The organism is Coralloluteibacterium stylophorae (genome assembly GCF_018122625.2).
In the GTDB taxonomy this organism is placed as follows: Bacteria; Pseudomonadota; Gammaproteobacteria; order Xanthomonadales; family Xanthomonadaceae; genus Coralloluteibacterium; species Coralloluteibacterium stylophorae.
In genome coordinates this window covers 1-24,451 of the sequence record NZ_JAGQFT020000006.1, presented here as the reverse complement: position 1 = coordinate 24,451, position 24,451 = coordinate 1, and the positions used below count along the sequence as shown (strand labels likewise).

At 74.7% G+C, this 24,451-nt stretch carries 19 protein-coding genes and 1 tRNA gene; 14 read left to right on the top strand and 6 right to left on the bottom strand.

Annotated elements, in window-relative coordinates:
- The first annotated feature begins 57 nt into the window (after positions 1–57).
- From KB893_RS10125 to KB893_RS10105, 5 genes are all read left to right on the top strand, one after another.
- Positions 58–1,056 carry an AAA family ATPase gene (locus KB893_RS10125; protein WP_211927463.1) on the top strand — a complete coding sequence of 333 codons (999 nt, stop codon included), beginning with the start codon at positions 58–60 and terminating at the stop codon, positions 1,054–1,056.
- Positions 1,057–1,131: 75 nt separating this feature from the next.
- Positions 1,132–2,019 carry a DUF58 domain-containing protein gene (locus tag KB893_RS10120; protein ID WP_213173652.1) on the top strand — a complete coding sequence of 296 codons (888 nt, stop codon included), beginning with the start codon at positions 1,132–1,134 and terminating at the stop codon, positions 2,017–2,019.
- Positions 2,016–3,182, top strand: coding sequence for a BatA domain-containing protein (locus KB893_RS10115; protein ID WP_213173651.1), 1,167 nt, complete (start codon positions 2,016–2,018; stop codon positions 3,180–3,182). Before KB893_RS10120 ends, KB893_RS10115 begins: the two co-directional genes overlap by 4 nt.
- Positions 3,179–5,554, top strand: a complete 2,376-nt coding sequence (locus tag KB893_RS10110; protein ID WP_213173650.1) for a DUF4175 family protein — start codon at positions 3,179–3,181, stop codon at positions 5,552–5,554. The genes KB893_RS10115 and KB893_RS10110 overlap by 4 nt, the downstream gene beginning before the upstream one ends.
- Positions 5,551–7,323 (top strand): carboxypeptidase regulatory-like domain-containing protein, encoded by a 1,773-nt coding sequence (locus KB893_RS10105; RefSeq protein ID WP_213173649.1) that lies wholly within the window; start codon positions 5,551–5,553, stop codon positions 7,321–7,323. Before KB893_RS10110 ends, KB893_RS10105 begins: the two co-directional genes overlap by 4 nt.
- A gap of 18 nt (positions 7,324–7,341) precedes the next feature.
- Here KB893_RS10105 and KB893_RS10100 read toward each other — a convergent pair whose 3' ends face one another.
- Genes KB893_RS10100 through KB893_RS10085 form a run of 4 tightly spaced genes read right to left on the bottom strand, consistent with a single transcriptional unit; the run spans position 7,342 to position 13,230 of the window.
- Complete coding sequence (locus KB893_RS10100; protein WP_211926989.1) at positions 7,342–8,235, bottom strand: PhzF family phenazine biosynthesis protein; 894 nt, start codon at positions 8,233–8,235, stop codon at positions 7,342–7,344.
- The gene (locus tag KB893_RS10095) at positions 8,232–10,916 is read right to left on the bottom strand and encodes a response regulator (RefSeq protein ID WP_211926988.1); all 2,685 of its coding nucleotides are present in this window, start codon (positions 10,914–10,916) and stop codon (positions 8,232–8,234) included. Before KB893_RS10095 ends, KB893_RS10100 begins: the two co-directional genes overlap by 4 nt.
- Positions 10,909–11,700: a methyltransferase domain-containing protein gene (locus KB893_RS10090; protein WP_213173648.1), complete on the bottom strand. Its 792-nt coding sequence runs from the start codon at positions 11,698–11,700 to the stop codon at positions 10,909–10,911. Before KB893_RS10090 ends, KB893_RS10095 begins: the two co-directional genes overlap by 8 nt.
- Before the next feature lie 30 nt (positions 11,701–11,730).
- Positions 11,731–13,230 (bottom strand): esterase/lipase family protein, encoded by a 1,500-nt coding sequence (locus tag KB893_RS10085; RefSeq protein WP_211926986.1) that lies wholly within the window; start codon positions 13,228–13,230, stop codon positions 11,731–11,733.
- Positions 13,231–13,509: 279 nt separating this feature from the next.
- Here KB893_RS10085 and KB893_RS10080 point away from each other — a divergent pair, with 279 nt between their 5' ends.
- From KB893_RS10080 to aroA, 6 genes are all read left to right on the top strand, one after another.
- The gene (locus KB893_RS10080; RefSeq protein WP_211926985.1) at positions 13,510–13,719 is read left to right on the top strand and encodes a cold-shock protein; all 210 of its coding nucleotides are present in this window, start codon (positions 13,510–13,512) and stop codon (positions 13,717–13,719) included.
- 130 nt (positions 13,720–13,849) lie between these two features.
- Complete coding sequence (locus tag KB893_RS10075) at positions 13,850–15,334, top strand: SEL1-like repeat protein (RefSeq protein WP_211926984.1); 1,485 nt, start codon at positions 13,850–13,852, stop codon at positions 15,332–15,334.
- A gap of 114 nt (positions 15,335–15,448) precedes the next feature.
- Positions 15,449–16,528, top strand: a complete 1,080-nt coding sequence (serC, locus tag KB893_RS10070; protein WP_211926983.1) for a 3-phosphoserine/phosphohydroxythreonine transaminase — start codon at positions 15,449–15,451, stop codon at positions 16,526–16,528.
- A complete protein-coding gene (gene pheA / locus KB893_RS10065) occupies positions 16,528–17,655 on the top strand; it encodes a prephenate dehydratase (RefSeq protein WP_213173647.1) in 1,128 nt (375 codons plus the stop codon). The genes serC and pheA overlap by 1 nt, the downstream gene beginning before the upstream one ends.
- On the top strand, positions 17,652–18,779 hold the full coding sequence (hisC, locus tag KB893_RS10060; protein WP_211926981.1) for a histidinol-phosphate transaminase: 1,128 nt from the start codon (positions 17,652–17,654) through the stop codon (positions 18,777–18,779). The genes pheA and hisC overlap by 4 nt, the downstream gene beginning before the upstream one ends.
- Positions 18,776–20,092, top strand: coding sequence for a 3-phosphoshikimate 1-carboxyvinyltransferase (gene aroA / locus KB893_RS10055; RefSeq protein WP_211926980.1), 1,317 nt, complete (start codon positions 18,776–18,778; stop codon positions 20,090–20,092). The genes hisC and aroA overlap by 4 nt, the downstream gene beginning before the upstream one ends.
- 9 nt (positions 20,093–20,101) lie before the next feature.
- Here the strand turns inward: aroA and KB893_RS10050 are convergent, their stop codons facing one another.
- Positions 20,102–20,860 (bottom strand): energy transducer TonB, encoded by a 759-nt coding sequence (locus tag KB893_RS10050; protein ID WP_213173646.1) that lies wholly within the window; start codon positions 20,858–20,860, stop codon positions 20,102–20,104.
- 130 nt (positions 20,861–20,990) lie between these two features.
- Here KB893_RS10050 and serS point away from each other — a divergent pair, with 130 nt between their 5' ends.
- From serS to KB893_RS10035, 3 genes are all read left to right on the top strand, one after another.
- A complete protein-coding gene (serS, locus tag KB893_RS10045) occupies positions 20,991–22,271 on the top strand; it encodes a serine--tRNA ligase (protein WP_213173645.1) in 1,281 nt (426 codons plus the stop codon).
- Between the two features lie 122 nt (positions 22,272–22,393).
- On the top strand, positions 22,394–23,377 hold the full coding sequence (locus KB893_RS10040) for a LysR substrate-binding domain-containing protein (RefSeq protein ID WP_211928120.1): 984 nt from the start codon (positions 22,394–22,396) through the stop codon (positions 23,375–23,377).
- A gap of 53 nt (positions 23,378–23,430) precedes the next feature.
- Positions 23,431–23,520, top strand: a tRNA-Ser gene (locus KB893_RS10035).
- Positions 23,521–23,728: 208 nt separating this feature from the next.
- Here the strand turns inward: KB893_RS10035 and KB893_RS10030 are convergent.
- A complete protein-coding gene (locus tag KB893_RS10030; protein ID WP_211928121.1) occupies positions 23,729–24,130 on the bottom strand; it encodes a DoxX family protein in 402 nt (133 codons plus the stop codon).
- Positions 24,131–24,451: the final 321 nt, after the last annotated feature.

Genomic DNA, 24,451 nt, shown 5'->3' with positions numbered 1-24,451 from the left:
GCGCGCCGCGCCCCACCGCCGCGGCCTGCGCCGCATCCATCGCATTCCGGGACCACGATGACCGACACCGCCCTCACCGAAGCCGACGTCCAGGCGCGTCTCGCGCCGCTCGCCGACCTGCGCGCCGCGATCGCGCGCGCGGTGGTCGGCCAGGACGAGGTCGTCGAGCAGCTGCTGACCGGCCTGCTCGCGGGCGGGCACTGCCTGCTCGAGGGCGCGCCGGGCCTGGGCAAGACGCTCCTGGTGCGTTCGCTCGGGCAGGCGCTGGAGCTCGACTTCCACCGCGTGCAGTTCACCCCCGACCTGATGCCGTCGGACATCGTCGGCACCGAGATCCTCGAGGAGGACCACGGCACCGGCCGGCGCGTGTTCAAGTTCCAGCGCGGGCCGGTGTTCACCAACCTGCTGCTCGCCGACGAGCTCAACCGCACGCCGCCCAAGACCCAGGCCGCGCTGCTGGAGGCGATGCAGGAGAAGACCGTCAGCTACGCCGGCGTCACCCATCCGCTGCCGGCGCCGTTCTTCGTGCTGGCCACGCAGAACCCGATCGAACAGGCCGGCACCTATCCGCTGCCCGAGGCGCAGCTCGACCGCTTCCTGCTGCACATCCGCGTCGGCTATCCGAGCGAGGCGGAGGAGCGCGCGATCCTGGTGCAGACCACCGGCAGCGCCATGGCCGAGGTGCCGCGGGTGATGCGCGGCGAGGACGTGCTCGCGCTGCAGCGCCTGGTCCGCCAGGTGCACGTCGGCGACGAGCTGCTGGCCTGGATCACGCGCCTGGTGCGTGCGACGCGGCCCGGCGACGACGCCCCCGAGGCGGTGCGCAGCTGGGTGAAGTGGGGCGCCGGCCCGCGTGCGGGGCAGGCGCTGATGCTGGCCTCGCGCGCCCGCGCGCTGCTGCACGGGCGCTTCGCCGCGACCCGCGAGGACGTGCAGGCGCTGGCCGCGCCGGTGCTGCGCCACCGCTTGCTGCTGGGCTTCGCCGCCGAGGCCGAACAGGTCTCGGCCGACGACGTGGTGGCCAGGCTCCTGGCCGCCGTGCCGTACCCGGCCTGAGCGTGCGCGGCATGATCGCTTCCGGCTTCGCGGGCCGCGCGGCGACCGCCGCGGGCGCGGCCTGAGCCGCGGGCGATGGTCGACCTGGTCCCGCCCGACCTGCGTGCCGCGCTCGGCAGCCTGCGGCTGTCGACGCGCAGGCCCGTGCCCGCGCCGGGCATCGGCCACCACCACAGCCGCAGCCGCGGCGAGGGCCTGGAGTTCGCCCAGTATCGCGGCTACGAACCCGGCGACGACCTGCGCCGGATCGACTGGAAGCTCTACGGCCGCTCCGACCGCTACTTCGTGCGCGAGGCCGAGCGCGAGAGCCCGCTGACGCTGTGGCTGCTGGTGGACGCCTCGGCGTCGATGGGGCAGGCCGATGCCGCGCGGCCGCAGCGCAGCCGGCTGGCCGCTGCCGTGGAGTTCGCCGCGGCGCTGGTCGAGGTGGCGCTGCGCCAGGCCGACCGCTTCGGCCTGCTGATCGTCGCCGGCGGCGCGCTGGATGTGGTGCCTGCCGGTGCCGGCCTGCGCCAGCGCGACCGCTGCCTGCTCGCCCTGCGCGGCGTGACCGCCGCCGGCAGCTGGCCCGACGAGGCCGCGCTGCGGCCGGCGTGGGAACGGGTCGCCGCGGGCGACCTGCTGGTCAGCCTCGGCGACCACTTCGACGAGGCCGGCGTGCGCCTGCTCGAGCGGCTCGCCGCCGCGCGGCGCGAGGTCGCTTCCATCCAGATCCTGACCGCGGAGGAGCGCGACTTCCCGTTCCGTGGCGGCCATCGCTTCCGCGACCCGGAGACCGGCGTCGAGCTGGTGACCGAGGCCGCGGCCTCGCGCCGCGCATTCCTCGACGCCTTCGCCGCGGCGCGGCGCACGCTCGCCGCGCGGCTGGCCGCCGCCGGCGTGCGTCACGTCGAGTACGTGCTCGACGCGCCGCCGGCCGGGCCGCTGCAGCGCCTGTTCGGACGCGCGGGGCGCGGCGGATGATGCCGGCCCTGCTCCTGCCGGCCGCGCTCGCCGGGCTCGCCGCACTGGCGATCCCGGTGCTGCTGCACCTGCTTCGGCGCACCCGCGAGACGCGCGTGGACTTCGCCGCGCTGCGCTGGCTCGGCGCCAGGCAGCGACCGCGCCGGCGCGTGGTCCTGCGCGAGCGCGCGCTGCTCGCCGCGCGCCTGCTGCTGGTCGCGCTGGTGGTGCTGTTCCTCGCCCGGCCGGCGCTGGTCGAGCCGCCGGCCGCCGGCGCGTGGGTGGCGGTGGCGCCGGGCGTCGATCCCGCCGCCGCCCGCGACGCGGTCGGCGCCGCCGGCAGCGACGCCGAATGGCACTGGCTGGCGCCGGGCTTCCCGCCCCTGGCGGAGGGTGCGCCCGCGGCCGGCCCGACCGCGAGCCTGCTGCGCGAGCTCGACGCACGGCTGGCGGCCGACGCGGCGCTGGCGGTCGTGGTGCCGGAGGTCGTGGACGGTGCTGACGGCGCGCGTCCGGCGCTGCGCCGGGTGGTGGACTGGCACGTGCTGCCCGGCGCGTCCGGGGTCGAGCGCACGGAGGTCGCGCCGCCGCGGCTGGTGGCCCGGGTCGAGGATCCGGCGGATCCGCGCCTGCGGGTGCTCGGCGCCGTGGCTACGGCCTGGGACGCGGACGCCGACGCCCCCGAGGCCGCGGCCACCACGGAGCCGCCCGCGGACGACGACGCGGTCCTGGTCTGGCTGCGCGGGGACGCGCCGGGCGCGGACATCGCGGCGTGGGTGGAGCGGGGCGGGACCCTGCTGCAGGTGTCGGCCGGCGACGACGAGGCCGGCGCCGACGCCGCGGTCGCATGGCGCGACGCCGAGGGTGCGGCCCTCGCCGAGATCGGGAGCCGCGGACGCGGCCGGGTCGTCCGCATCCTGCATCCGATCGAGCCCGCGGCGCTGCCGGCGCTGCTCGAACCCGACTTTCCCGAGCGCCTGCGCGATCTCCTGCAGCCGCCGGCCGCGCCGCGCCTGGCAGGCGCCGCCGGGCTCGCGCCGGTGCATGCCCCCGACGCCGGCCTCGCCTCGCTGCGCGCCGACGCGCCGCATTCCCTGCAGCCGTGGCTGGCGCTTCTGGTCGGCCTCGTGCTGGTGCTCGAACGACTGCTGGCGAGCGCGGCGCGGCGCTGGAGGCCGGCATGACGCACGGCCAGCTCGAGCGCCTGCGCGACGGCGTGCGCCGCCGCGAGACGGCGGTCCTCGTCCTCGTCGCGCTGCCGCTGGTGGCGGGGCTCACCGCACTGGCGCTGCGCGGCGGTGCCTGGGGCTGGGCCGTCGCCGGCGCCGGCCTGGTCGTGCTGGCGCTGGGCATCGTGCGCGCGCGGCGGCGGCTCGACCTGGCGCGGACCGCGCGCCTGCTCGATGCCGCCGATCCCGGCTTCGACGACAGCGCCGGGCTCCTCTGTACCGATCCCGCGAGCCTCAATCCGCTGCAGCGCCTGCAGCGCGAACGCCTGCAGGCCCGGCTCGCCGCCCGCGCCGACGCGCTCGACCTGCGGCCGGCCTGGCCGTGGCGCTGGATCGGCGCGGCGTGGCTGGCCGGCGGCCTGCTGCTCGCGGCGGGGCTGTGGCCGGGCGCGCTGTCGGAGGCGCTGCCGCTGCGGCGCGACGACGCGGCCGCGCCGGTCGCGGGCGACGCGCGCACGCGCCTGGTCGCCGCCACCATCGCGGTGCGGCCGCCGGAGTACACCGGGCTGCCGCCGCGCGAGGACGCCGGCCTCGACAGCACCGGGCCGGCCGGCACCCGTTTCGCCTGGACGCTGACGCTCGCGCCGCGACCCGCGCGCGCAACGCTCGTCTTCATCGACGGCGAGCGCCTGCCGCTCGAACGCGACGGCGAGGTCTGGCGGGCCGAGCTCGCGCCGGCCGCGTCCACGCTGTACCGCCTCGAGGTCGAGGGCGCGCCGCCGGACGACGCGCGCCTGCACCGGATCGACATCGTCGACGACCGCCCGCCGGAGATCCGCCTGCGCGTGCCCGACCGCAACCTGGTGCTGGCCGAACCCGACCAGCAGCGCTGGGCGCTGGAGTTCGAGGCCAGCGACGACTACGGCATCGGCGCGGCGCGACTGCGGCTGACCCGGGCGCAGGGCACCGGCGAGGTCATCGAGGTCAGCGAGACCGTCGTCGAGCTCGAGGGCGAGGGCGACGCACGCCAGCGCCGCTACGCGCACGAGATCGATCTCGACGCGCTCGGCGTCGGCCCCGGCACCGACCTGGTGGCGCGCCTGGAGGTCGCCGACAACCGCGTGCCGGGGCCGCAGACCGCGCGCAGCGCGGCGGTGATCCTGCGCTGGCCGCCGCCGACCGCCGGCGAGACCGGCGCGATGGAGGGCCTGGTGCAGCGCACGCTGCCGGCGTACTTCCGCAGCCAGCGGCAGATCATCATCGATGCCGAGGCGCTCATCGCCGAACGCGCGGCGCTGGCGGCGGAGACCTTCGTCACCCGTTCCGATGCGATCGGCGTCGACCAGCGCCTGCTGCGCCTGCGCTACGGCCAGTTCCTCGGCGAGGAGGCCGAGGGCGGGGCGGGCGGGCACGGGCACGGCGCGGGCCGGGCCCGGCCCGCGGCGGCACCCGAGCCCGAACCCGAACCCGCCGCGCGGCCGGCCGCCAACATGGCGCTGTTCGCCGACAGCGACGCGCACCTGGACGACGCCGCGCCCGCGGTGGCGGCGGATTCCACCGAAGGCGCGGAGGACGGGCAGGAGCGCGCCGGGACGTTCGGATACGGCGACAGCCATCCCTACGCGCACGCCCACGATCACGACCACGACCACGACGGAACCCAGACGGACACGAACGAGGACGCTGCGGCGCACGACCACGCCGGGCACGGCGTGCAGGCCGCCGACGACGCCCTGTTCGGCGACGGCTCGGCGGTGGTGGCCGAGTTCGGCCACACCCACGACCATGCCGAGGCCGCGACCTTGCTCGATCCCGAGACCAAGGAGATCCTGCGCGCCGCGCTGCGCGAGATGTGGCAGTCCGAGCTGCACCTGCGCCAGGGCGAACCGGACGCGGCGTTGCCGTTCGCGCACCGCGCGCTCGAACTGGTCAAGAAGGTGCAGCAGGCCGACCGCATCTACCTGGCGCGGGTGGGCCTGGAACTGCCGCCGATCGATCCGGAGCGGCGGCTGACCGGCGAGGTCGAGCCGCGCCCGGCGCGCACCGATACGCTGGCCCCTGCGGTGACTGGCCAGGAGGCGCTGCTGGCGCTGTGGCGCGCGCTCGATGCGGGCGCGGGGGCGCCGCCGCCGGCGGCGCTGGAGGCCGCACAGGCGTGGACCATGGCCCATCGCGACGAGCTGTCGGACCCGCTCGGCCTGCTCGCGGCCATCGACACCGTGCGCGCCGAAGCCGACTGCGAGGACTGCCGCGCGCGCCTGCAGGCCGCGCTGTGGCGCGAGCTGCCCGAAGCCGTGCCCGCGCCGCCGGCCAGGCCCGTGGTCGACGCCGCGGGAGGTCGATACCTGCAGGCGCTGCAGGCGCCAGCGACGGAGGATGCGCCGTGAGCGGATCGCTGCTGGCCCCGACCACCGTCGCCGTCCTGCTCGCCGTTGCCGTGCTCGCGGCGACGCTGCGCCTGCTGCGGCGCGCGCGCGACGCGGCGACGCCGGACGCGCCGCGCGGTGCGCGGCTGGTCGCGCTGCTGGCCCTGCAGGCGACGGCCGCGGCGCTGCTGTGGCTGGTGCTGTTCCCGCCGCCCGGCAGCCGCGTCGCCGGCCGGCTCACCGTGCTGACCGCGCGCGCGGATGCGGCCGGCGTGGAGGCGGCCGACCGCGTCGTCGCGCTGCCCGAGGCGGGGCCCGACGCCGCGGGCGAGCGCGTGCCCGATCTCGCCACCGCCCTGCGTCGGCATCCCGGTACCACCTCGCTGCGCGTGGTCGGGCAGGGCCTGGCCGCGCGCGATCGCGACGCCGCACGCGGCCTGGCGCTCGAGTTCGAGCCCGCGCCGCTGCCGCGCGGCCTGGTGGCGCTGGCGACGCCGGATGCGGTGCTGGCCGGCGCGCGCTGGACCCTGCGCGGCCGGGTCGAGGGTGTCGCGGACGCGCACCTGGAGCTGCGCGATCCGGCCGGTGCCGTGGTCGCGCGCGCGACCGCCGGCGCGGACGGAGGCTTCGCACTCGATGCCATCGCGCGGCAGCCGGGACGCCTGTCGTTCGCGCTGCGCGTGCTCGATGCCGACGGCGCGGCGGTCGAGGACGTGGCGGTGCCGGTGGCGGCGCGCGCCGGCGCCGCGCCGCGTCTCCTGCTGCTGGCCGGCGCACCGGGTGCGGAGCTCAAGTACCTGCGGCGCTGGGCGGCCGACGCCGGCCTGCGCGTGCAGAACCGGATGCGCCTCGGGCGCATCCTGGCGATGGGCACGGGCTCCGGCGGGCTCGACCCGGAGGCGCTGGCGGCGCTCGATCTGCTGGTCCTCGACGAACGCGCCTGGCGCGGCCTCGACGCGAACGAGCGCCGGGCGCTGGCCGACGCGCTGGAGCAGGGGCTCGGCGTGCTGCTGCGGATCACCGGCGCGCTCGACGCCGCCGACCGCGCGGCGCTGGCGGAGCTCGGCTTCGAGGTGCGGGAGGATCCGGCGGCCGACGCTGGCGTGCGCCTGCCCGGCGCCAGCGAGACCGCCGAGGCGGGCGCGGCGGCGTCTGCGCCGCTGTTCTCGCGCCGGCCGCTGGCCGTGACCGCCGCGGATGCGGTGCCGCTGCTGCGCGACGACGCCGGCCGGCCGCTGGCGCTGTGGCGCGCGCGCGGCCGCGGCCGCCTCGCGCTGTGGTGGCTGGACGACAGCTACCGCATGGCGCTGGGCGGCGATGCCGCCGGCTTCGGCAGCCTGTGGAGCCGGGTCGTGGGCACGCTGGCGCGCGGCGGCGAGATCCAGCCGCCGGTGCTCCGCGACGGCGGCCGGGTCGGCGAGCGCACGACGCTGTGCGGCGTCGCGGCCGATGCATCGGTGCGCGCCCCGGGCGCGGAGCCGCAGCCGCTGGTCGTCGACCCGCGCGCCGGACGCGGTTGCGCGGCGGTCTGGCCGCGCAGCGCCGGCTGGCACGAGGCACGCAGCGCGGACGCGGCGCTCGCCTTCCACGTGCGCCCGGCGGACGAGGCGCCGGGGCTCGCGGCGGCGCAGGACGGCGAGGCGACGCGGCGGCTGGCGGCCGCGGCGGTGGGCACGGACGGCGCACGCGTGGCCGCGCCCGGCTCGCCGTGGCCGTTCTTCATCGGCTGGCTGGTGGCGTCCGCGCTGGCATGGTGGCTGGAACGCCGGCGCCGCCCGGCGCGCGGCTGAGCAGCGCGGCTGCCCGCCTCAGGCCCGCGCGGCGGCCCAGTGCAGCCGTGCGTCGAGCACGGTCTGCACGGCGCCGCCGACGCGCACCACGCCGGCATCCATCCGCAGTTCCATGCGCGCGTCGCGGCCGATCTCGCGCCCCTGGCTGACCCGATAGCCGCGGGCCAGCGGGCCGTCGGGCTCGGCGCCGGCGATGTAGGCGGCGATCAGGCCGTTGGCGGCGCCCGAGGCGGGATCCTCGACGATGCCCGCGCCGGCGGGGAAGGCGCGCACGGCGAGGTCGTAGTCGCTCTCGGCCGCGCGTGCGAACACGCACACGCCGAGGGTGTCGGTCGCCTGCGCGAGCGCGGCGATGGCGGCGTGGTCCGGGCGCCAGGCGCGCAGCGCGGCCTCCTCGGCGAGCTCCACCACCCACCAGCGGCGTCCACCGGCCACCAGCGCCGGCGGCAGCGCGCCCGGCGCCAGCCCGTCCAGCAGCGGGGCCAGGCGCGCGCGCGCGGCCGGGTCGTCCGGCTCCACGCGCGCCGGCGGCGCCTGCACGGACAGGCGGCGCTGCCGCGCGCCGGGCTCCACGTCCACCGGAAGCAGGCCCGCGGCGCACTCCTGGACCAGGCGGCCGTCGCGCGGCTGCGCCAGGCCGCACTCGAGCACCGCATGCGCGGTGCCGACGCTGGGATGGCCGGCGAAGGGAATCTCCTTCGACGGCGTGAAGATGCGGACCCGGTAGCTGGCTTCCGCCGCCGTCGGCGCGAGCACGAAGGTGGTCTCGACCAGGTCCGTCCACGCCGCGAAGCGCTGCATCTCGGCCGCGTCCCAGGCATCGGCGCCGACCACCACGCCGAGCGGATTGCCGCCGCCGGCGCGCTCGGTGAAGACGTCGAGCTGGAGGAAGCGCAGCGCCGCGTCGGTCACGAGGCGACGCTTCCGAACAGGCGCTCGATGTCGTCGATGCCGTAGGGCTTGGGCAGGTGGCGCACGTTGCCGGGCGGAAGCTCGCCGCTGGATTCGCCGTAGCCGGAGGCGAGGATCACCGCCAGCCCGGGATGCTCGGCGAGCGCGCGGCGGGCGAGCTCGACGCCGTTCATGCCGGGCAGCTCGATGTCGGTGAACAGCACGTCGAAGCTGTCCGCGGCCATGGCCTGCAGCGCGCTCTCGGCGTCGCCGTGGGCGCTGACGTGGTGGCCCATCGCCTCGAGCATCTCCGCCGTGGTCATCTGGATCATGGCGTTGTCCTCGACGAAGAGGATGCGCGCGGGCGCTGCGTCGGGATCTGCGGACTGGGTCGGGTCGGTCATGGCGCTGCCGGTCTCTGCGGTCACGGAATCGAAGGATTGGGGCGTGCGCGGCGCCGCCGGCGACTGCGGCGGGGCGGGCGGCGCGTCGGCACCCGAACGCTGGCGCAGCACCCGGCGCACGCGTCGGGCGAGGTCCTCGCGCCGGTAGGGCTTGCTCAGCAGCTGCACGCCCGGATCGAGGCGGCCGCCGTGGACGATGGCGTTCTCGGTATAGCCCGAGGTGAACAGGACCGCCGCCTCGGGCAGCAGCTCGCGCACGCGCCGCGCGAGTTCGGGCGAACGGATCGGGCCGGGCATGACCACGTCGGTGAACAGCAGGTCGATCGGCACGCCGCTCTCGGCGATCGCCAGCGCGCTCTGCGCATCCGAGGCGCGCAGCACGCGGTAGCCCAGGCCCTTGAGCATGTCGACCACGGTCGCCTGGACCTGCGGATCGTCCTCCACCACCAGGACCGTCTCGGTGCCGCCCTCGACCGGGCCGGTGTCGACCGTCGGGCGCACCTCCTCGGCCAGCAGCGAGCGCGGCAGGTAGATCTTGACCGTGGTGCCGTGGCCGCGCTCGCTGTAGATCTTGATGTGCCCGCCGCTCTGCTTGACGAAGCCGTAGACCATCGAGAGCCCGGGGCCGGTGCCGCGGCCCTCGGGCTTGGTCGAGAAGAAGGGCTCGAACACGCGCTCGAGGGTGGCCTCGTCCATGCCGGTGCCGGTGTCGGACACCGCGAGCATCACGTACTGGCCGGGCTCGAGGTCGCCGTGCTCGAGCGAATAGGTCGCGTCGAGCATCGCGTTGCCGGCCTCGATCGTGAGCCGGCCGCTGCCGTTCATCGCGTCGCGGGCGTTGACCGCCAGGTTGAGGATGGCGTTCTCGACCTGGTCCGGATCGGCCAGCGTGGTCCACAGGCCGCCGCCGATCACCGTCTCCAGCTCGACCGCCTCGCCCAGCGCGCGCCGCAGGAGGTCGTCCATGCCGCGGACCAGGCGCCCGAGGTTCACCGCGCGCGGCTCCAGCGGCTGGCGGCGGGCGAAGGCCAGCAGCTGCGCGGCGACCTTGGCGCCGCGCTCGACCGCGTCGATCGCGGTGCGCAGGCGCCGGGTGTCCTGGTCCCCGTGCACGTTGCGCTGGAGCAGCTGTAGGTTGCCGCCGATCACCTGCAGCAGGTTGTTGAAGTCGTGGGCGACGCCGCCGGTGAGCTGGCCGATCGCCTCCATCTTCTGCGCGTGGCGCAGCGCGGCCTCGGCCTGGCGGCGTTCGGCCTCGCTCTCCTCGAGCGCGCGGGTGCGGGCCAGCACCAGGTCCTCGAGCCGGTCGCGATGGTGCTGGAGTTCCTGCTGCGCGCGGGTGTGGCCGGTGATGTCGTTACCGACCACGAACACGCCGGTGGTGCGCCCGCCGGCGTCGACCATCGGGTGGTAGATGAAGTCGATGATGACGACGTGCGGTTCCTGCCCCGCCGCCTGCAGCACCAGCTCCGCACCCTTGGCGGCGTAGGCCTCGCCGGTGGCGTAGACGCGGTCGAGGATGCCGACGAAGCCCTGCTCGAGCGCCTCCGGCAGCGCGTCGCGCACGCGGTGGCCGAGCAGGTCGCGGTCGCCGATCAGCTCGCGGTAGGCACGGTTGGCGAGATCGAAGACGTGTTCGGGGCCCGACAGGATGGCGACGAAGGCGGGCGCCTGCTCGAACAGCTGCCGCAGCTTCTCGCCCTCCGAGCGCAGCAGCCGGGCATGCGCCTGCACCTGCTCGGCGCGGCGGAACATCGCATCGCCGCGCCGGCGCTGGTGGGCGTCCGCCTGCTGCGCGTCGAGCTGCTGCAGGTCGGTCACGTCCTCGGTGACCTGGAGGATGTAGGCCAGCCGGCCGAGCCGGTCGTGGATGGGGGTGTGCGTCGCGCTCCAGTAGCGGTCGACGAAGTCGCCGGCATCGGCGTCGCGGGCGATGCGATAGTGGATCAGCGCCAGCGCGTCGCTCTCGCCGCTGGCCAGCACCCGCGACAGCGAGGCGCGCAGTTCGTCCTCGCTGCGGCGGCCGATCTCGTCTGGCGTGCCCGGGAAGGCCTCGAACATGGAGCGGCCGGCGATCGCCTCGAGGCGCCTGCCGGTGGCCGCGAGGTAGGCGTGGTTCGCCCACACGATCCGGAAGGCCGGGTCCGCCGACAGCACCACGTAGGGCGCCGGCGCGGCATCCAGGAACAGGCGGAAATCCAGCGCGGGCGCGTCCGTCGGGAGCGGCGGCGCGTCGCCGTGCCCGTCCCGGGAGCGCGCCTGCGCCATGACATCGTCGGAAGCGGGAAGGTCAGCCATGGCCGTTGCGAGGTGAGGGAATGGCGGCGTCCGGGTCCGGCGCGGTGCGGCGGCAGACCAGCAGGACGGTGTCCACGCCCGCGGTGGCGATCATCCCGTCCTGCACCGCCAGCGGCGCCTGGAAGCGGACCGACAGCGGCATGCCCACGCGGTTGTACCACCACATGGCGCGCCGGCGCTGGTGGGTGAGGAACCACATGCCGAGGTCGAGCAGGCGCGAGGAGGCCGGCTGCATGCCGTGCACCGCGCTGCGCTCGACCGCGAAGCCGTGGGCGGCGAGCAGGGCCAGCAGCCGCTCCGGCTCGTAGCGGCGGCGGTGACCGACGAACTCGTCGAACGGCGTCCACGCCTGCGGATGCAGCGGCACCGACAGCAGGAACAGCCCTCCGGGCGCGGTGACCCGCGCGAGCTCGGCGAAGGCGGGCAGGTCGTCGTCGACGTGCTCGACGATGTCCATGGCGGCGACCAGGTCGAAGGCGGCGTCCGCATACGGCAGCCGCGACACCAGCGCGCAGGCCGCCCGGCCGCCTGCGGCCGCCAGCGCCGCCAGCGCGGGCGGGCTGATGTCGGCGAAGTGGGTGTCGGCGACCGGCAGGCGCGGGCGCAGTCCCGGCGCCACCTCGAGCCGGCGCGGGCGCTCGGGCAGCAGGCTTTCCACCAGCGGCCAGGTGTTGAAGCGCTCCGGCATCACCAGGCGCGCGTCGCGCCACAGGGCGTCGTAGAAACGCCGGTTGCGTTCGCGGAGCTCGCGTTCGGCGTCGGGACTGGCGGTAGGCGGGGACATGCGACCGCGAAGAGTAGCAGCGAACCCCGCTCAGTCGATCGCCTCGCCCGGCGCCACCCTCCGGAAATCGGCCGGCGCGGCGCCGGGGCGCGCCAGGCGGAACACGCCGCGCCGCACGACCCGGTGCAGCACGATGTCGATCCAGGTGGTCTGGTTCGGCGCGAGCGCGTCGAGCAGGTCGAAACTTGCCGCCGTGGACGCCGCGCGGTACTCGACGAAGCGGCCGCCGGCGCGCGGCCGCACCAGCAGGCCGTAGGGACGCCGCGCGGCCGCGGCCGCGCGCGCCAGGCTGCCGTCGGGGCGGGGCACCGGCGGCGCGCCGCCGAGCACGGCGTGGTTGAGGTAGAAGGTGACCACGTTCGGCGCCAGGCGGTTGCCCTGGCGATCGGTCATGAAGCCGCGCGGCAGGCGGTCGGGGCTGCCGGCGCCGGTCAGCAGCACGTCCACGTCCTCGACAGGGAGCCCGGTGTCGTCGAACAGGCGCAGCACCAGCATGCTGTGCGGGTCGTGGATGAACTCGCGGTCGCGCAGGACCGGCACGCGCTGGATCTCCAGCCGCAGTTCCGGCGCCTGGTGCACCGCGTTCTCCGCGGCGAAGGCCCGCGCGAGCTCGGCGTAGGCGACGGTGTCGCGCACCGCCAGGCAGCGCAGGAGCGCGGCGACCGTGGGGTGGTCGTCCCCGGGCGGAACGACGCTCGCCATGATGCCCATCGCGCTCCCGGAGTGCGCGACGCGCGGCAGGATGCGGAAGGCGGCGCCCTGACTGCGATGGCGCGCCTGCTCCTGCAGCGCGACTGCGCGCTGCGTACGGGCGGAGGCGGCGTCCGCCGCCGGCGGCTGGCGCAGCTGCAGGTAGTGCGCGTCCAGGTGGGCCGCGGCCAGCCTGACCACGCCGTCGCTGCCGATCTCCCCGGTGTAGGCGTTGACGTGGTCGTAGAGGCGGCGGTCGATGGCATCGCCGCACAGCACGAACTGGAACGGCGGACCATCGCCCGCCGCGTGCGGTCCGGTGATCCACCCGTGGGCGAGCCGGTAGCTGGCGTCGCTGCCGAGCTCGAGCCAGTCCAGCAGGCAGCGTCCCGGCTCCACGCCCCCGAACCAGGCGCGCAGTCCGGCCAGCCGCGACTGCCCCAGCTGGGCCAGCGCCGAGCCGGCGTTGGGCGGAGCGAGCATCACCAGGTGACCCAGGGCGCAGCGTGCACGGTCCGCCGGCGTGGGGTAGTAGCGGGCGAGCCATTCGCGCACGACCACGCCGCCGGTGGAGTGGGCGATGCAGGCCACCCGACGCCCGGGGCCGGCCTCCGCCAGCAGTTCCGCCAGGGCCGCGTCGAAGCCGCGAGCGAGGTCGTCCATGCGCACCTCGTCGCGGAAGCTCACGTAGCGGCCGAGCCAGAGGTGGGCGATGTCGGCGTCGATGCGCCCGGCCCGGATCTGGGCGAGGACGGCGTCCGGCAGGCCGCCGTAGCTGCGCGTGCTGGTCGCGCCCCAGCCGTGGACGAAGACGATCAGCGGGCGCTCGGGTGGGGGCATCGGGTGCTCCGAAGGGCGGCGGAGGGCGCCGTGGCGGCGCCCGGCGGCCTGTCTGGCCGCTCCGGGAACGGAGCGTCGGCGGCGGGCTCGTTTTCCTCGGGAATTGTGCGTATCGTATGCCGCACTGCGTTTGCATGGGTCACGATGAACTGTGGCCTGGCTGGTCGATCAGCGATCCGCTTCATTTACCGCCTCGTTTACTCCCTGCAATCTCAGTCCCGGTCCGGAAGTGGCTTTCGTTCCGTGGATTTCTTTCAATCGCACTATCTGGAGTAAGTCATGTCGGATCGTCAGGTCGGCACCGTCAAGTGGTTCAACGACGCCAAGGGTTTCGGTTTCATCAGCCGCGAGGGCGGCGAGGACGTGTTCGTCCACTTCCGCGCCATCCAGGGCACCGGCTTCAAGTCGCTGCAGGAAGGCCAGAAGGTCAGCTTCATCGTCACCCAGGGCCAGAAGGGCCTGCAGGCTGACCAGGTCCAGCCGCTCTAAGCGTCGCTGACATCCTGATCGAGAACGCCGGGCGGCTTCCGCCCGGCGTTTTCGTTTCTGCAGTTCCGTTCTCTGTTGCCGCGCGCGGCAGCGGGGATGATGGCCGCCGTCTCACGATCGGGGGGATCGGATGGCGAACGCGGACGTCGCCGGCGCGGCCGGCCGCGCACGGGTGGTCACCGCGGGCGGGGCGGAGGCTCCGCTGGCGCTGGCCGAACGCCTGCTCGCGCGTCACCACCAGGGTACGGTCGAGCACGAACGCGGCCTGGCCTTGCTGCGCGCGATCGCCGGGGAGGAGCACGCCGGCGAGGCGCAGTGGATGCTCGGCGCCTACCATCTGCAGGCCGCGGTGCGGACAGGCGCATATGCGCATGCCGCACATTGGCTGGAGCGGGCCGCGGGCGCCGGAGTGCCCGCGGCGATCGACCGGCTCGCCGACCTCGCCCTGGCCGGCCTCGGCGTGCCCCGCTCGCCGCGCCGCGCGCTGGAACTCCGGCAGCGGCTGGCGGATGCAGGGTTTCCGCAGGCGGCCTGGGATGTCGGCTACCTGTCGGCACAACCCGAAGCGGCGAGCCCGCAGCATTCAGCGGCCACGGCCTTCGCCCGTGCCTGCGCCCTCGGCTATCCCCCGGCCTACTACTCCCTCGGCCTGCGCTTCGTCGCCGGGCTGGGCGTCGAACGCGACCTCGTCTTCGGCTGCGCGCTGCTGCGGCGCGCTGCGGACGCGGGGGTGCCCGACGCCCGGGAAGCGGCCGCGGCGCTCGCTCCGGCCGACGCCCGCGCCGATGGCGTCGAGCGCTGGTACCTCGCCCTGAAGGCGAACCTGACCGCGGTGTTTCCGCTGCTCGACAGGCTGCACCAGCACGCCTTGCCCGCCACCGGGCGGGTCCATCCGCAGGTGCCACGGCTCGAGGCGCATCTGGCGTCGATCGGTCACCCGTCGCTGCGCATCAACGGCGCGGGGCGGCTCGGCCTGATGCCGTCGTGCACGCCGGTCCCGGATCCGCCCGCCCCGCGGCTGCGCTGGCTGGCGCAGGCGCCGCGGGTCGCGGTGATCGACGACTTCGCCACCCGCGAGGAATGCAGCTACCTGATGTTCAAGTGGGGTGCGGCAATGGACGAACGTCGCGCCGCGATGCGGGCCGACGGCACGCGCGCCTGGTCCAGCGGCAGCGAGTTCGCGGTGGAGCCGATGCAGTCCGACGTCGTCATGCGCGTCCTCGAAGGGCGGCTGGCGGCGGTGACCGGGGCAGGGGCACCGGGCCACGTGCCCGATGCGTGGTCGGTGCTGCGTTTCGAGCCGGGAGAACAGTATCGGCCGCTTGCGGAGGTTCCCGCGGATCAGCAGCTCGCGCAGAGCCGGGCGCCGCGCTCCGGACCGGGCGGACGGCGGGTCGCGACCTTCCTGCTGTACCTGCGGCCGCCGGCGACCGGCGGCGAGATCGTCTACCCCCACGCCGGCATCCGGCTGCGCGGCGAGCGCGGCATGGGCGTCCTGCACTACGACATGACGCCGGACGGGCGTCAGGATCCGGCGTCGGTGCACGGCGGCCTGCCGGTGGCGCGCGGCGAGAAGTGGCTGTGGCGTTCGATCCTGCGCGGGCACCCGCCGTAGGGCCGGCGTCGTGTCCGCGCTGGACGGTCCGCGTCGGCAGCGTTCCGTCTGCACGCTCCCCGCCGTCGGGAGCCGATGCTAGCCTTGCCGGCTCGATCTCAGCGGATCTGCGCGATGACGCGTGCCTACAACTTCAGCGCCGGCCCCGCCGCTCTTCCCGAGGCGGTGTTGCGCCAGGCCCAGGCCGAGCTGCTGGAGTGGAACGGGGTGCGCGCCTCGGTGATGGAGGTGAGCCACCGCGGGGCCGCGTTCGAGGCGCTGGCCGCCGAGGCCGAGCGCGACCTGCGCAAGCTGCTCGCGGTGTCCGACGACTACGCGGTGCTGTTCCTGCAGGGCGGCGCGACGCAGCAGTTCGCGCTGCTCCCGATGAACCTCGCCGCGCCGGGCCAGGCCGCCGACCACGTGGTGACCGGGCACTGGAGCGCCAAGGCCGTGGCCGAGGCCGGCAGCTACGTCGACGCCCGCGTCGCCGCCGACGCCGGCATCTACACCCGCATCCCCGACCGTCCGCAGTGGCGTCTGTCCGCGGACGCGGCCTACGTCCACATCTGCCAGAACGAGACCATCCACGGCGTCGAGTTCCAGGACGCGCCGCGGGACCTGCCGGCGCCGCTGGTATCGGACTTCTCCTCGACCCTGCTGTCGCGACCGATCGACGTGTCGCGCTACGGCCTGATCTACGCCGGCGCGCAGAAGAACATCGGTCCGGCCGGCCTGGTGGTGATGATCGTGCGCCGCGACCTGCTCGAGCGCGCGGGCCAGCCGCGCGCCAACATCCTGAGCTATGCGCAGCAGGCCGCGCAGCACTCGATGCTCAACACGCCGGCGACGTTCTCGATCTATCTCGCGCGGCTGGTGTTCGCGTGGCTGCTCGAGCAGGGCGGGCTGGCTGCGATCGGCGAGCGCAATGCGCGCAAGGCCGGCGCGCTCTACGCCGCGATCGACGGCAGCGGCGGCTTCTACCGCAATCCGGTGGACCCGGCGGTGCGCTCGTGGATGAACGTGCCGTTCGTGATCCACGACGACGCCCTGCATGCGCGCTTCCTCGCCGAAGCCGACGCAGCCGGACTGATGGCGCTCAAGGGACACAAGGCGGTGGGCGGACTGCGTGCGTCGATCTACAACGCGATGCCGGAGGCCGGGGTCGAGGCGCTCATCGGATTCATGCGCGATTTCCAGGCGAGGAACGGTTGATGGCGGGAGCGAAGAAGGCCGGCGGCAAGCCGCCGGAGAAGGCGGGCAAGCCGGACCTGGGCGAGGTGCGTGCGCGCATCGATGCCATCGATCGGCAGATCCAGGCGCTGATCGCCGAGCGCGCGGGCTTCGCGCTGCAGGTCGGCAAGGCCAAGGGCAAGCTGGCCGCCGCGATCGACTATTACCGGCCCGAGCGCGAGGCGCAGGTGCTGCGCATGGTGGTCGACCGCAACGAGGGCCCGCTCTCGGACGAGGTGCTGGTGCACGTCTTCCGCGAGATCATGTCGGCCTGCCTCGCCCAGCAGGAGCCGCTCAAGATCGGCTACCTCGGTCCCGAGGGTACGTTCAGCCAGCAGGCGGTGCTCAGGCACTTCGGCCGTTCGGCGCACGGGCTGCCGATGGCGAGCATCGAGGAGGTATTCCAGGAGGTCGAGGCCGGCAATGCCGACTTCGGCGTGGTGCCGGTCGAGAACTCGGGGCAGGGCACCATCCAGGTCACCCTCGACATGTTCCTGACCTCCAGCCTCAAGATCTGCGGCGAGGTCGAACTGCGGGTGCACCAGTACCTGCTCTCGCGCTCCGGCCGCATCGAGGACATCGAGCGCATCTACGCGCATCCGCAGTCCTTCGCGCAGACCGCGGGCTGGCTGCGCGCCAACCTGGCCGGGGTCGAGAAGGTGCCGGTGTCGAGCAATGCCGAGGGTGCGCGCCGCGCCCGCAACGCCGACGACGCCGCGGCGATCGGCGGCGAGAGCGCCGGCCACGTCTACGGACTCAAGAAGGTCACCACCCGCTCGATCGAGGACGACGCCGACAACACCACGCGCTTCCTGGTGATCGGCCGCCGCATCTTTCCGACCTCCGGGCACGACCGCACCTCGGTGCTGGTGTTCATCCGCGACAAGCCGGGCGCGCTGTTCGACGTGCTCAGCCCGTTCGCGCGGCACGGCATCAGCATGAACCGCATCGAGTCGCGTCCCTCGCACCAGGCGAAGTGGGAGTACGGCTTCTTCATCGACCTCGCCGGCCACGTCGAGGACGCCGCGATGAAGGCGGCGCTGGCCGAGCTCGAGGCGCACGCGGCGCAGATCAAGGTGCTGGGCTCGTATCCGGTCGCGGTGCCGTGAGCGATCCACAGGGGCTGTTCGAGCGGCTGGCGACGCCGGCCGTGCGCGCGCTGCGCGCCTACGATCCGGGCCACGACCTGGTGGCGCTGCGCGCGCGCTTCGCGGCGACCGAACTGGTCGAACTCGGCGCCAACGAGAACGCCTACGGGCCCTCGCCGGCGGCGCGGCGGGCCGTGCTCGACGTGCTCAACACGCTGCACCGCTACCCGGACCCCACCGGCGCCGCGCTCAAGGACGCGCTGGCCGCGCACCACGGCGTGGAGCGCGCGGCGATCGTGCTCGGCAACGGTTCGCACGAGCTGCTGATGCTGCTGGCGCAGGCCTTCGCCGCGCCCGGCCTGGAGGTGGTGGCCTCGCGCTACGGCTTTGCCGTCTACGCGCTTGCCGCGCAGGCGGCCGGCGCCACGCTCCGCCTGGCCGAGGCGCTGCCGGCCGGCCACGCGATGCCGCGCGGTCACGACCTCGACGCCATCGCGGCCGCGCTGACGCCGGCCACCCGCATCGTCTACCTTGCCAATCCCAACAATCCGACCGGCACCTGGTTTCCGCTCGACGCCCTGCGCGCGCTGCTGCGGCGGGTCGCGGACGACGTCCTGGTGGTGGTCGACGAGGCGTACGCGGAATTCGTCACCGCGGCGGAGGCGGGCAGCGCGCTGACGCTGCTGGCGGACCACGCGAACCTGGTGGTGACGCGCACCTTCTCCAAGGCCTACGCGCTCGCCGGCCTGCGCGTCGGCTACGCGCTCGCGCATCCGCAGCTGGCGGCGGTGCTCGACCGCCTGCGCGAGAGCTTCAACGTCAACACGCCGGCGCTCGCCGCGGCCGCCGCCGCGCTGGGCGATGCCGAGCACCTGGCCTGGGTCCGGGAACGCAATGCCGAGCAGCGCGAGGCGCTGGCGGGCGCCCTGGCCGCGCGCGGGCTGCGGGTCGCGCCGTCGCAGACCAACTTCCTGCTGGTCGACTTCGGCCGCGACGCGGCGGACCTCGAGGCGCGCCTGGTCGCGCGCGGGGTGGTGGTGCGTCCGGTCGGGGGCTACGGTCTGCCGACCTGCCTGCGCATCAGCATCGGCACGCGCGACGAGAACCGGCGCCTTCTGACCATCCTGGACGAGGTGCTGCAGTGAGCGGCGAGGCGAGACTGGACTGGACCGCGGGCGCCGCAGGTCCGCTGACGGGGCGGCTGGCGGTGCCGGGCGACAAGTCGGTGTCGCACCGCGCGGTGATGCTCGGCGCGATCGCCGAGGGGACGACCCATGTCCGCGGCTTCCTGGAAGGCGAGGACACGCGCGCGACGGCGCGGATCATGGCCCGGCTCGGCGTGCGCATCGAGACGCCGCGCGAGGGCGAGCGCCTGATCCACGGCGTCGGCCTGCACGGACTGCGTGCCGCGGCGGAGCCGCTGGATTGCGGCAACGCCGGCACCGCCATGCGCCTGCTGACCGGGCTGTTCGCCGGCCACGGCCTCGACTGCACGCTCGTCGGCGACGCCTCGCTCAGCCGCCGTCCGATGCGCCGGGTGATCGAGCCGCTGCAGGCGATGGGCGCGCGCATCGACGCCAGTGCCGACGGCACGCCGCCGCTGCGCCTGCATGGCGGCGCCACGCTCACGGGCATCCGCTACATGCCGCCGGTGGCGAGCGCCCAGATCAAGTCGGCGGTGCTGCTGGCGGGGCTGTACGCCGACGGCACCACCGAGGTGACTGAGCCGGTGCCGACCCGCGACTACACCGAGCGCATGCTGCAGGCCTTCGGCTGGCCGATCGAGTTCGCGCCCGGCCATGCGCGCGTGGCGGGCGGCCAGCGCCTGCGGGGCATCGAGGTCGAGGTGCCTGCGGATTTCTCCTCCGCCGCGTTCTTCCTGGTCGCCGCGAGCATCGTGCCCGGCTCGGACCTGACCCTGCAGGCGGTCGGCATGAATCCGCGCCGCACCGGCCTGCTCGCGGCGCTGCGCGCGATGGGCGCCGACATCGTCGAAGCCAACGCCCGCGCGTCCGGCGGCGAGCCGGTCGCCGACCTGCGCGTGCGCCATGCGCCGCTGCACGGCATCGAGGTGCCGGAGGCGCTGGTGCCGGACATGATCGACGAGTTCCCGGCGCTGTTCGTCGCCGCCGCGGCGGCGCGCGGACGCACCGTGGTGCGCGGCGCCGAGGAGCTGCGGGTCAAGGAATCCGACCGTCTCGGCGGCATGGCGCGTGCGCTGCGCGCCCTCGGCGCGGCGGTCGAGGAGACGCCGGACGGCGCGCGCATCGACGGCGGACCGCTGCACGGCGGCGAGGTCGACAGCCTCGGCGACCACCGCCTGGCGATGAGCCTGGCGGTGGCGGGGCAGGTCGCCTCGGGGCCGGTGGCGATCCGCGACTGCGCGAATGTCGCCACCTCGTTCCCGGGATTCGAGGCGCTGGCGCGCTCGGCCGGGATGGCGCTCGCCGCCGGCTGAGCGCCCGCTCTATTCGAGCGAGAACGACAGCGGCACCTGCAGGCGGCTCGCCACCGGGCGTCCCTGGTAGCGCGCCGGCTCGAAGCGCCAGCCACGCACCGCCTCCAGCGCGGCCTGGTCGAGGTCGCGCGAGCCGCTGCTGCGCGCGACGCTGACCCCGCTCGGATAGCCGCGTGCATCGACGTCCACCGCGAGCAGGACCTCGCCCTGCTCGCGGCGGCGCACCGCGCGCGCCGGGTAGCGCGGCGCCGCCGAGGCCTCGGCGAGCGGGCGTGCCGGCTGGTCGATGCCGGGCGTCGCGGCCGCGCCCGGCTCGGGCGCAGGCGGGCCGCCGGGCGTGGGTGCCGTGGGCTGCGGCGCCGGGGAGACGCGCTGCCATTCGCCGGGGTCGAAGCCGTCGTCGCGCACGGGCTCGCGGGGCGGCGGCGGAGCAGGGGCCGGCTGCGAAGCCTGTCGGCGCGGCTCGGGCGCCGGCGCCGGGTCCGCCGCGGGCGCCGGCAAGGGCTCGCTGTCCGCGGCCGACACCGGCGCGGTCTCCAGCCCGTCCGGGGCCTCGGCGACCGGCGCCACCGTCTCCACGTCCGGCAGCGTCGCGACCCAGGCCGCCGCAAGGACGAGACCGAGGACGAAGGCCAGCGCGAACACGACCGCGGCGCGACCCGGCCGGTCCAGGCCGAGCCGCGTGGCCAGGCCGGGACGGGCATCGGACCTGGTGCTGCGGCGGCCATCGGACGGAGTGCGCGAGGTGCGCGTGCGGGTGCGTGGCATGGCGGGCTCCTGCGGGGGCGACGACGGTACGTGCGTGCGCGTGCCGGGGCAATCGCCGCGGCAGGCGCGTTTGCCGGCGCCGGGCGGGCGCCGCGATAATCGCGGGCTTCGCCATCGCCGGACCCCTCCCATGCTCGATCCCGCCCTGTTGCGCGCCGACCTCGCCGCGACCGCCGAGCGTCTGCGCTCCCGGCGCGGCTACGCGCTCGACGTCGAGGCCCTCGGCGCGCTCGACGCCGAGCGCAAGCGCCTGCAGACGCGCACCCAGGAGCTGCAGAACCTGCGCAACACGCGCTCCAAGGCGATCGGCCAGGCCAAGGCGCGCGGCGAGGACGCGGCGCCTCTGCTGGCCGAGGTCGCCGGGATCGGCGACGAGCTGAAGCAGTCCGAGGCGCGCCTGGACGCGCTGCGCGGGGAGCTCGAGGCGCTGATGCTCGGCATCCCCAACCTGCCGCAGGACGACGTGCCGCAGGGGCGGGACGAGAACGACAACGTCGAGCAGCATCGCTGGGGCACGCCGCGCAGCTTCGACTTCGCGCCGAAGGACCACGTCGAGCTCGGCCAGCGCGACGGCTGGCTCGACGCCGAGGCCGGCGCCAAGCTGTCTGGTGCGCGCTTCACCGTGCTGCGCGGTGCGCTGGCGCGCCTGCACCGCGCGCTGGCGCAGTTCATGATCGACCTGCACACCGGCGAGCACGGCTACGACGAGTGCAGCGTGCCGCTGATCGTCAACGCCGAATCGATGCAGGGCACCGGGCAGCTGCCCAAGTTCGAGGACGACCTGTTCGCCACCCAGGTCGGCGACAGCCGCCGCTACCTGATTCCGACCGCCGAGGTCGCGCTCACCAATCTGGTGCGTGGCGACATCGTCGAGGACGCGGCGCTGCCGATGCTCCTGACCGCGCACTCGATGTGCTTCCGCGCCGAGGCCGGCAGCTACGGGCGCGACGTGCGCGGCATGATCCGCCAGCACCAGTTCGAGAAGGTGGAGCTGGTCGCGGTCGCGCGGCCGGCCGAGTCGGGCGACGTCCACGAGCGCATGACGCGGCACGCCGAGATCGTGCTGGAACGGCTGGAGCTGCCGTACCGCCGCATGCTGCTGTGCAGTGGCGACATGGGCTTCTCGGCCTCGCGCACCTACGATCTCGAGGTCTGGCTGCCGGGGCAGAACGCCTACCGCGAGATCTCCTCGATCTCCAACTGCGATGCCTTCCAGGCACGGCGCATGCAGGCGCGCTGGCGCAATCCCGCCACCGGCAAGCCCGAGCCGCTGCACACGCTCAACGGCTCCGGCGTAGCGGTGGGCCGGGCCCTGGTGGCGGTGATGGAGAACCACCAGCAGGCCGATGGTTCGATCGCGATCCCCGCGGCGCTGCGGCCCTACCTGGGCGGCGCCGACCGGATCGGCTGAGGCGCCCGGCCGGGACGTTCGTGCGCATCGCGCGGCGGATCCCGCTTCGGGACCTGCGTCACATGCACGAAGCGCGCTAGCATGCGGCATCGCCCTCGAGGGGTGGGCCGCCCGGAAGGACCATGCAGGATCTCAACGACCTCTATTACTTCGCGATGGTGGTGGAGCACAACGGCTTCGCCGCCGCCGAGCGAGCGCTGGGCATTCCGAAGTCGCGGCTGTCGCGGCGCATCGCGCAGCTCGAGAGCGGCCTCGGCGTGCGCCTGCTGCAGCGCTCGACCCGGCGCTTCGCGGTCACCGACGTCGGCCAGAGCGTCTACCGGCACGCGCAGGCGATGCTCGCCGAGGCGCAGTCGGCGCGCGAGGTGGTCGACCGCCTGAGCGCGGAGCCGCGCGGCCTGGTCAAGGTCAGCGCGCCGGTGGGCCTGGCGCAGACGCAGATGGCCAGGCTGGTACCGGACTTCCTCACCATGCATCCGCAGGTGCGCCTGCAGATGGTGGTGAGCAACCGCCGCGTCGACGTGATCAACGAGGGCTTCGACGTCGCCCTGCGCGTGCGCAGCCACCTCAACGACGACGGCAGCCTGGTGATGCGCAGCTTCGGCCACATCCAGGAGCTCTTGGTCGCCAGCCCCGCCTACCTCGACCGCGCCGGCCGCCCGGCCGCGCCCGGCGATCTCGCCCAGCACGTGACGCTCAGCATGAGCGAGGAGGAGAGTCGCCAGCGCTGGGACCTGCACGGGCCGGACGGCAGCGTGACCCGCGTCGACCTGCAGCCGCGCCTCATGGGCTCGGACTTCCCGCTGCTGCGCGAGGCCGCGATCCAGGGCCTGGGCATCACCCTGCTGCCCGAGACCATGTGCGCCGACGACGTGCGCAACGGCACGCTCGAGGTGGTGCTGCCGCAGTGGAACCTGCCGCAGGGCATCTGCCACGCGGTGTTCCCGTCGCGCCGCGGCCTGCTGCCGGCGGTGCGGCTGTTCATCGATTTCCTGGCCGAACGCCTGCCGCCCCTGATCGAGGCCTCGCGCCTGGACTGCTCGCGGCACCGCGCCGGGCAGATGCCGGCCGGCAACGGCAGCGTCGGCGCGATCGCTCGCGGCTGACGACGCACGCCGCGGCAGCGGATGGCGGTGGCGCGTGCGACAATCCAGGTCCCGGAGAGGTGGCCGAGCGGTTTAAGGCAGCAGTCTTGAAAACTGCCGTGGGTTCACGCCCACCGTGGGTTCGAATCCCACCCTCTCCGCCAGACACCGCCGATCGCTGCACTTCGCGTATCCATTACCTGCGGCATCGGTCGGATGACCGGCAATTGCTCCGCGATCGGCCCGTGACATGAGTTCCCGCACGCCCAGCCCAGCGTGAGGCCCGCTTTTGGGGCGAGGTCGCACGGACCGTTCGCCAGCCGGGCGTTCAGGCATGCAGCCGTGCTTCGACAACGCCGCCGGCGGTGCGGCCTAGCCTGGACGCGCCTGGCGACGCGGAGGTCGCGGCCCGCCGCGCAGGGAATGGGCGACCAGGAGCACGGCCAGGGTCACGATCGCCGGCGCCGCTTTGGCGGCTGGATCGCCGATGAGGAGATGCGTCGCCGCGGCACCTACGAGCGTGGCCGCCATGGCGCCGAACGCCCAGTCCTGCAGGAAGACGAAGCGTGTCTGGTAAAGGCAGATCACTCCGGTGATGAACGCGACGCCGATGATGGTCGCGAAATGGCCGGGATAGCCGAGCCGCATCAGCTGCTCGGTCATGATCCCCATCAGGTTCAGGATCCCTGCGGCAAGGAAGACGAGGGCGACGAGGCCCTGCAGGATCGACTGGACCAGTCGGATCGTCGGACTCGGGCATGTACTGGTTGCCACGCTTGCTTCCTCCGTGGGTGCCGGGCACGTCGGCGTGCTGAAGACGAACTGCTCGTATCGAGGAGTTCGCTGCCCGGCCTGCGGAAGTTACGGGCAGTGGCTGATACGACGGCTGCAGGAGAAGCCGGGGGCCGCGCAGCGCGTGGGGATGCTCGCTCTCGCTGTCGCGACGAGCCAGGAGCGATGAGCCATGATGAAGCGTCCTCGTTCTTTCGAGTCAGCCAGAACTAGAGGCAGTGGGTGAGTGTGCCATCGCGAAGCGAACCGGCGGAAGGCCGCCGAGGGCGCGATGCGGGCGGGTGTGGTTGTAGCGGTGCCGCC

What these genes read in the sequence shown, in the direction of transcription:
- KB893_RS10125 (WP_211927463.1), top strand. Translation starts at nt 58, where the DNA reads ATGACCGACACCGCCCTCACCGAAGCCGACGTCCAGGCGCGTCTCGCG.
- KB893_RS10120 (WP_213173652.1), top strand. Translation starts at nt 1,132, where the DNA reads ATGGTCGACCTGGTCCCGCCCGACCTGCGTGCCGCGCTCGGCAGCCTG.
- KB893_RS10115 (WP_213173651.1), top strand. Translation starts at nt 2,016, where the DNA reads ATGATGCCGGCCCTGCTCCTGCCGGCCGCGCTCGCCGGGCTCGCCGCA.
- KB893_RS10110 (WP_213173650.1), top strand. Translation starts at nt 3,179, where the DNA reads ATGACGCACGGCCAGCTCGAGCGCCTGCGCGACGGCGTGCGCCGCCGC.
- KB893_RS10095 (WP_211926988.1), bottom strand. Translation starts at nt 10,916, where the DNA reads ATGGCTGACCTTCCCGCTTCCGACGATGTCATGGCGCAGGCGCGCTCC.
- KB893_RS10090 (WP_213173648.1), bottom strand. Translation starts at nt 11,700, where the DNA reads ATGTCCCCGCCTACCGCCAGTCCCGACGCCGAACGCGAGCTCCGCGAA.
- KB893_RS10085 (WP_211926986.1), bottom strand. Translation starts at nt 13,230, where the DNA reads ATGCCCCCACCCGAGCGCCCGCTGATCGTCTTCGTCCACGGCTGGGGC.
- KB893_RS10080 (WP_211926985.1), top strand. Translation starts at nt 13,510, where the DNA reads ATGTCGGATCGTCAGGTCGGCACCGTCAAGTGGTTCAACGACGCCAAG.
- KB893_RS10075 (WP_211926984.1), top strand. Translation starts at nt 13,850, where the DNA reads ATGGCGAACGCGGACGTCGCCGGCGCGGCCGGCCGCGCACGGGTGGTC.
- serC (WP_211926983.1), top strand. Translation starts at nt 15,449, where the DNA reads ATGACGCGTGCCTACAACTTCAGCGCCGGCCCCGCCGCTCTTCCCGAG.
- pheA (WP_213173647.1), top strand. Translation starts at nt 16,528, where the DNA reads ATGGCGGGAGCGAAGAAGGCCGGCGGCAAGCCGCCGGAGAAGGCGGGC.
- KB893_RS10050 (WP_213173646.1), bottom strand. Translation starts at nt 20,860, where the DNA reads ATGCCACGCACCCGCACGCGCACCTCGCGCACTCCGTCCGATGGCCGC.
- serS (WP_213173645.1), top strand. Translation starts at nt 20,991, where the DNA reads ATGCTCGATCCCGCCCTGTTGCGCGCCGACCTCGCCGCGACCGCCGAG.
- KB893_RS10040 (WP_211928120.1), top strand. Translation starts at nt 22,394, where the DNA reads ATGCAGGATCTCAACGACCTCTATTACTTCGCGATGGTGGTGGAGCAC.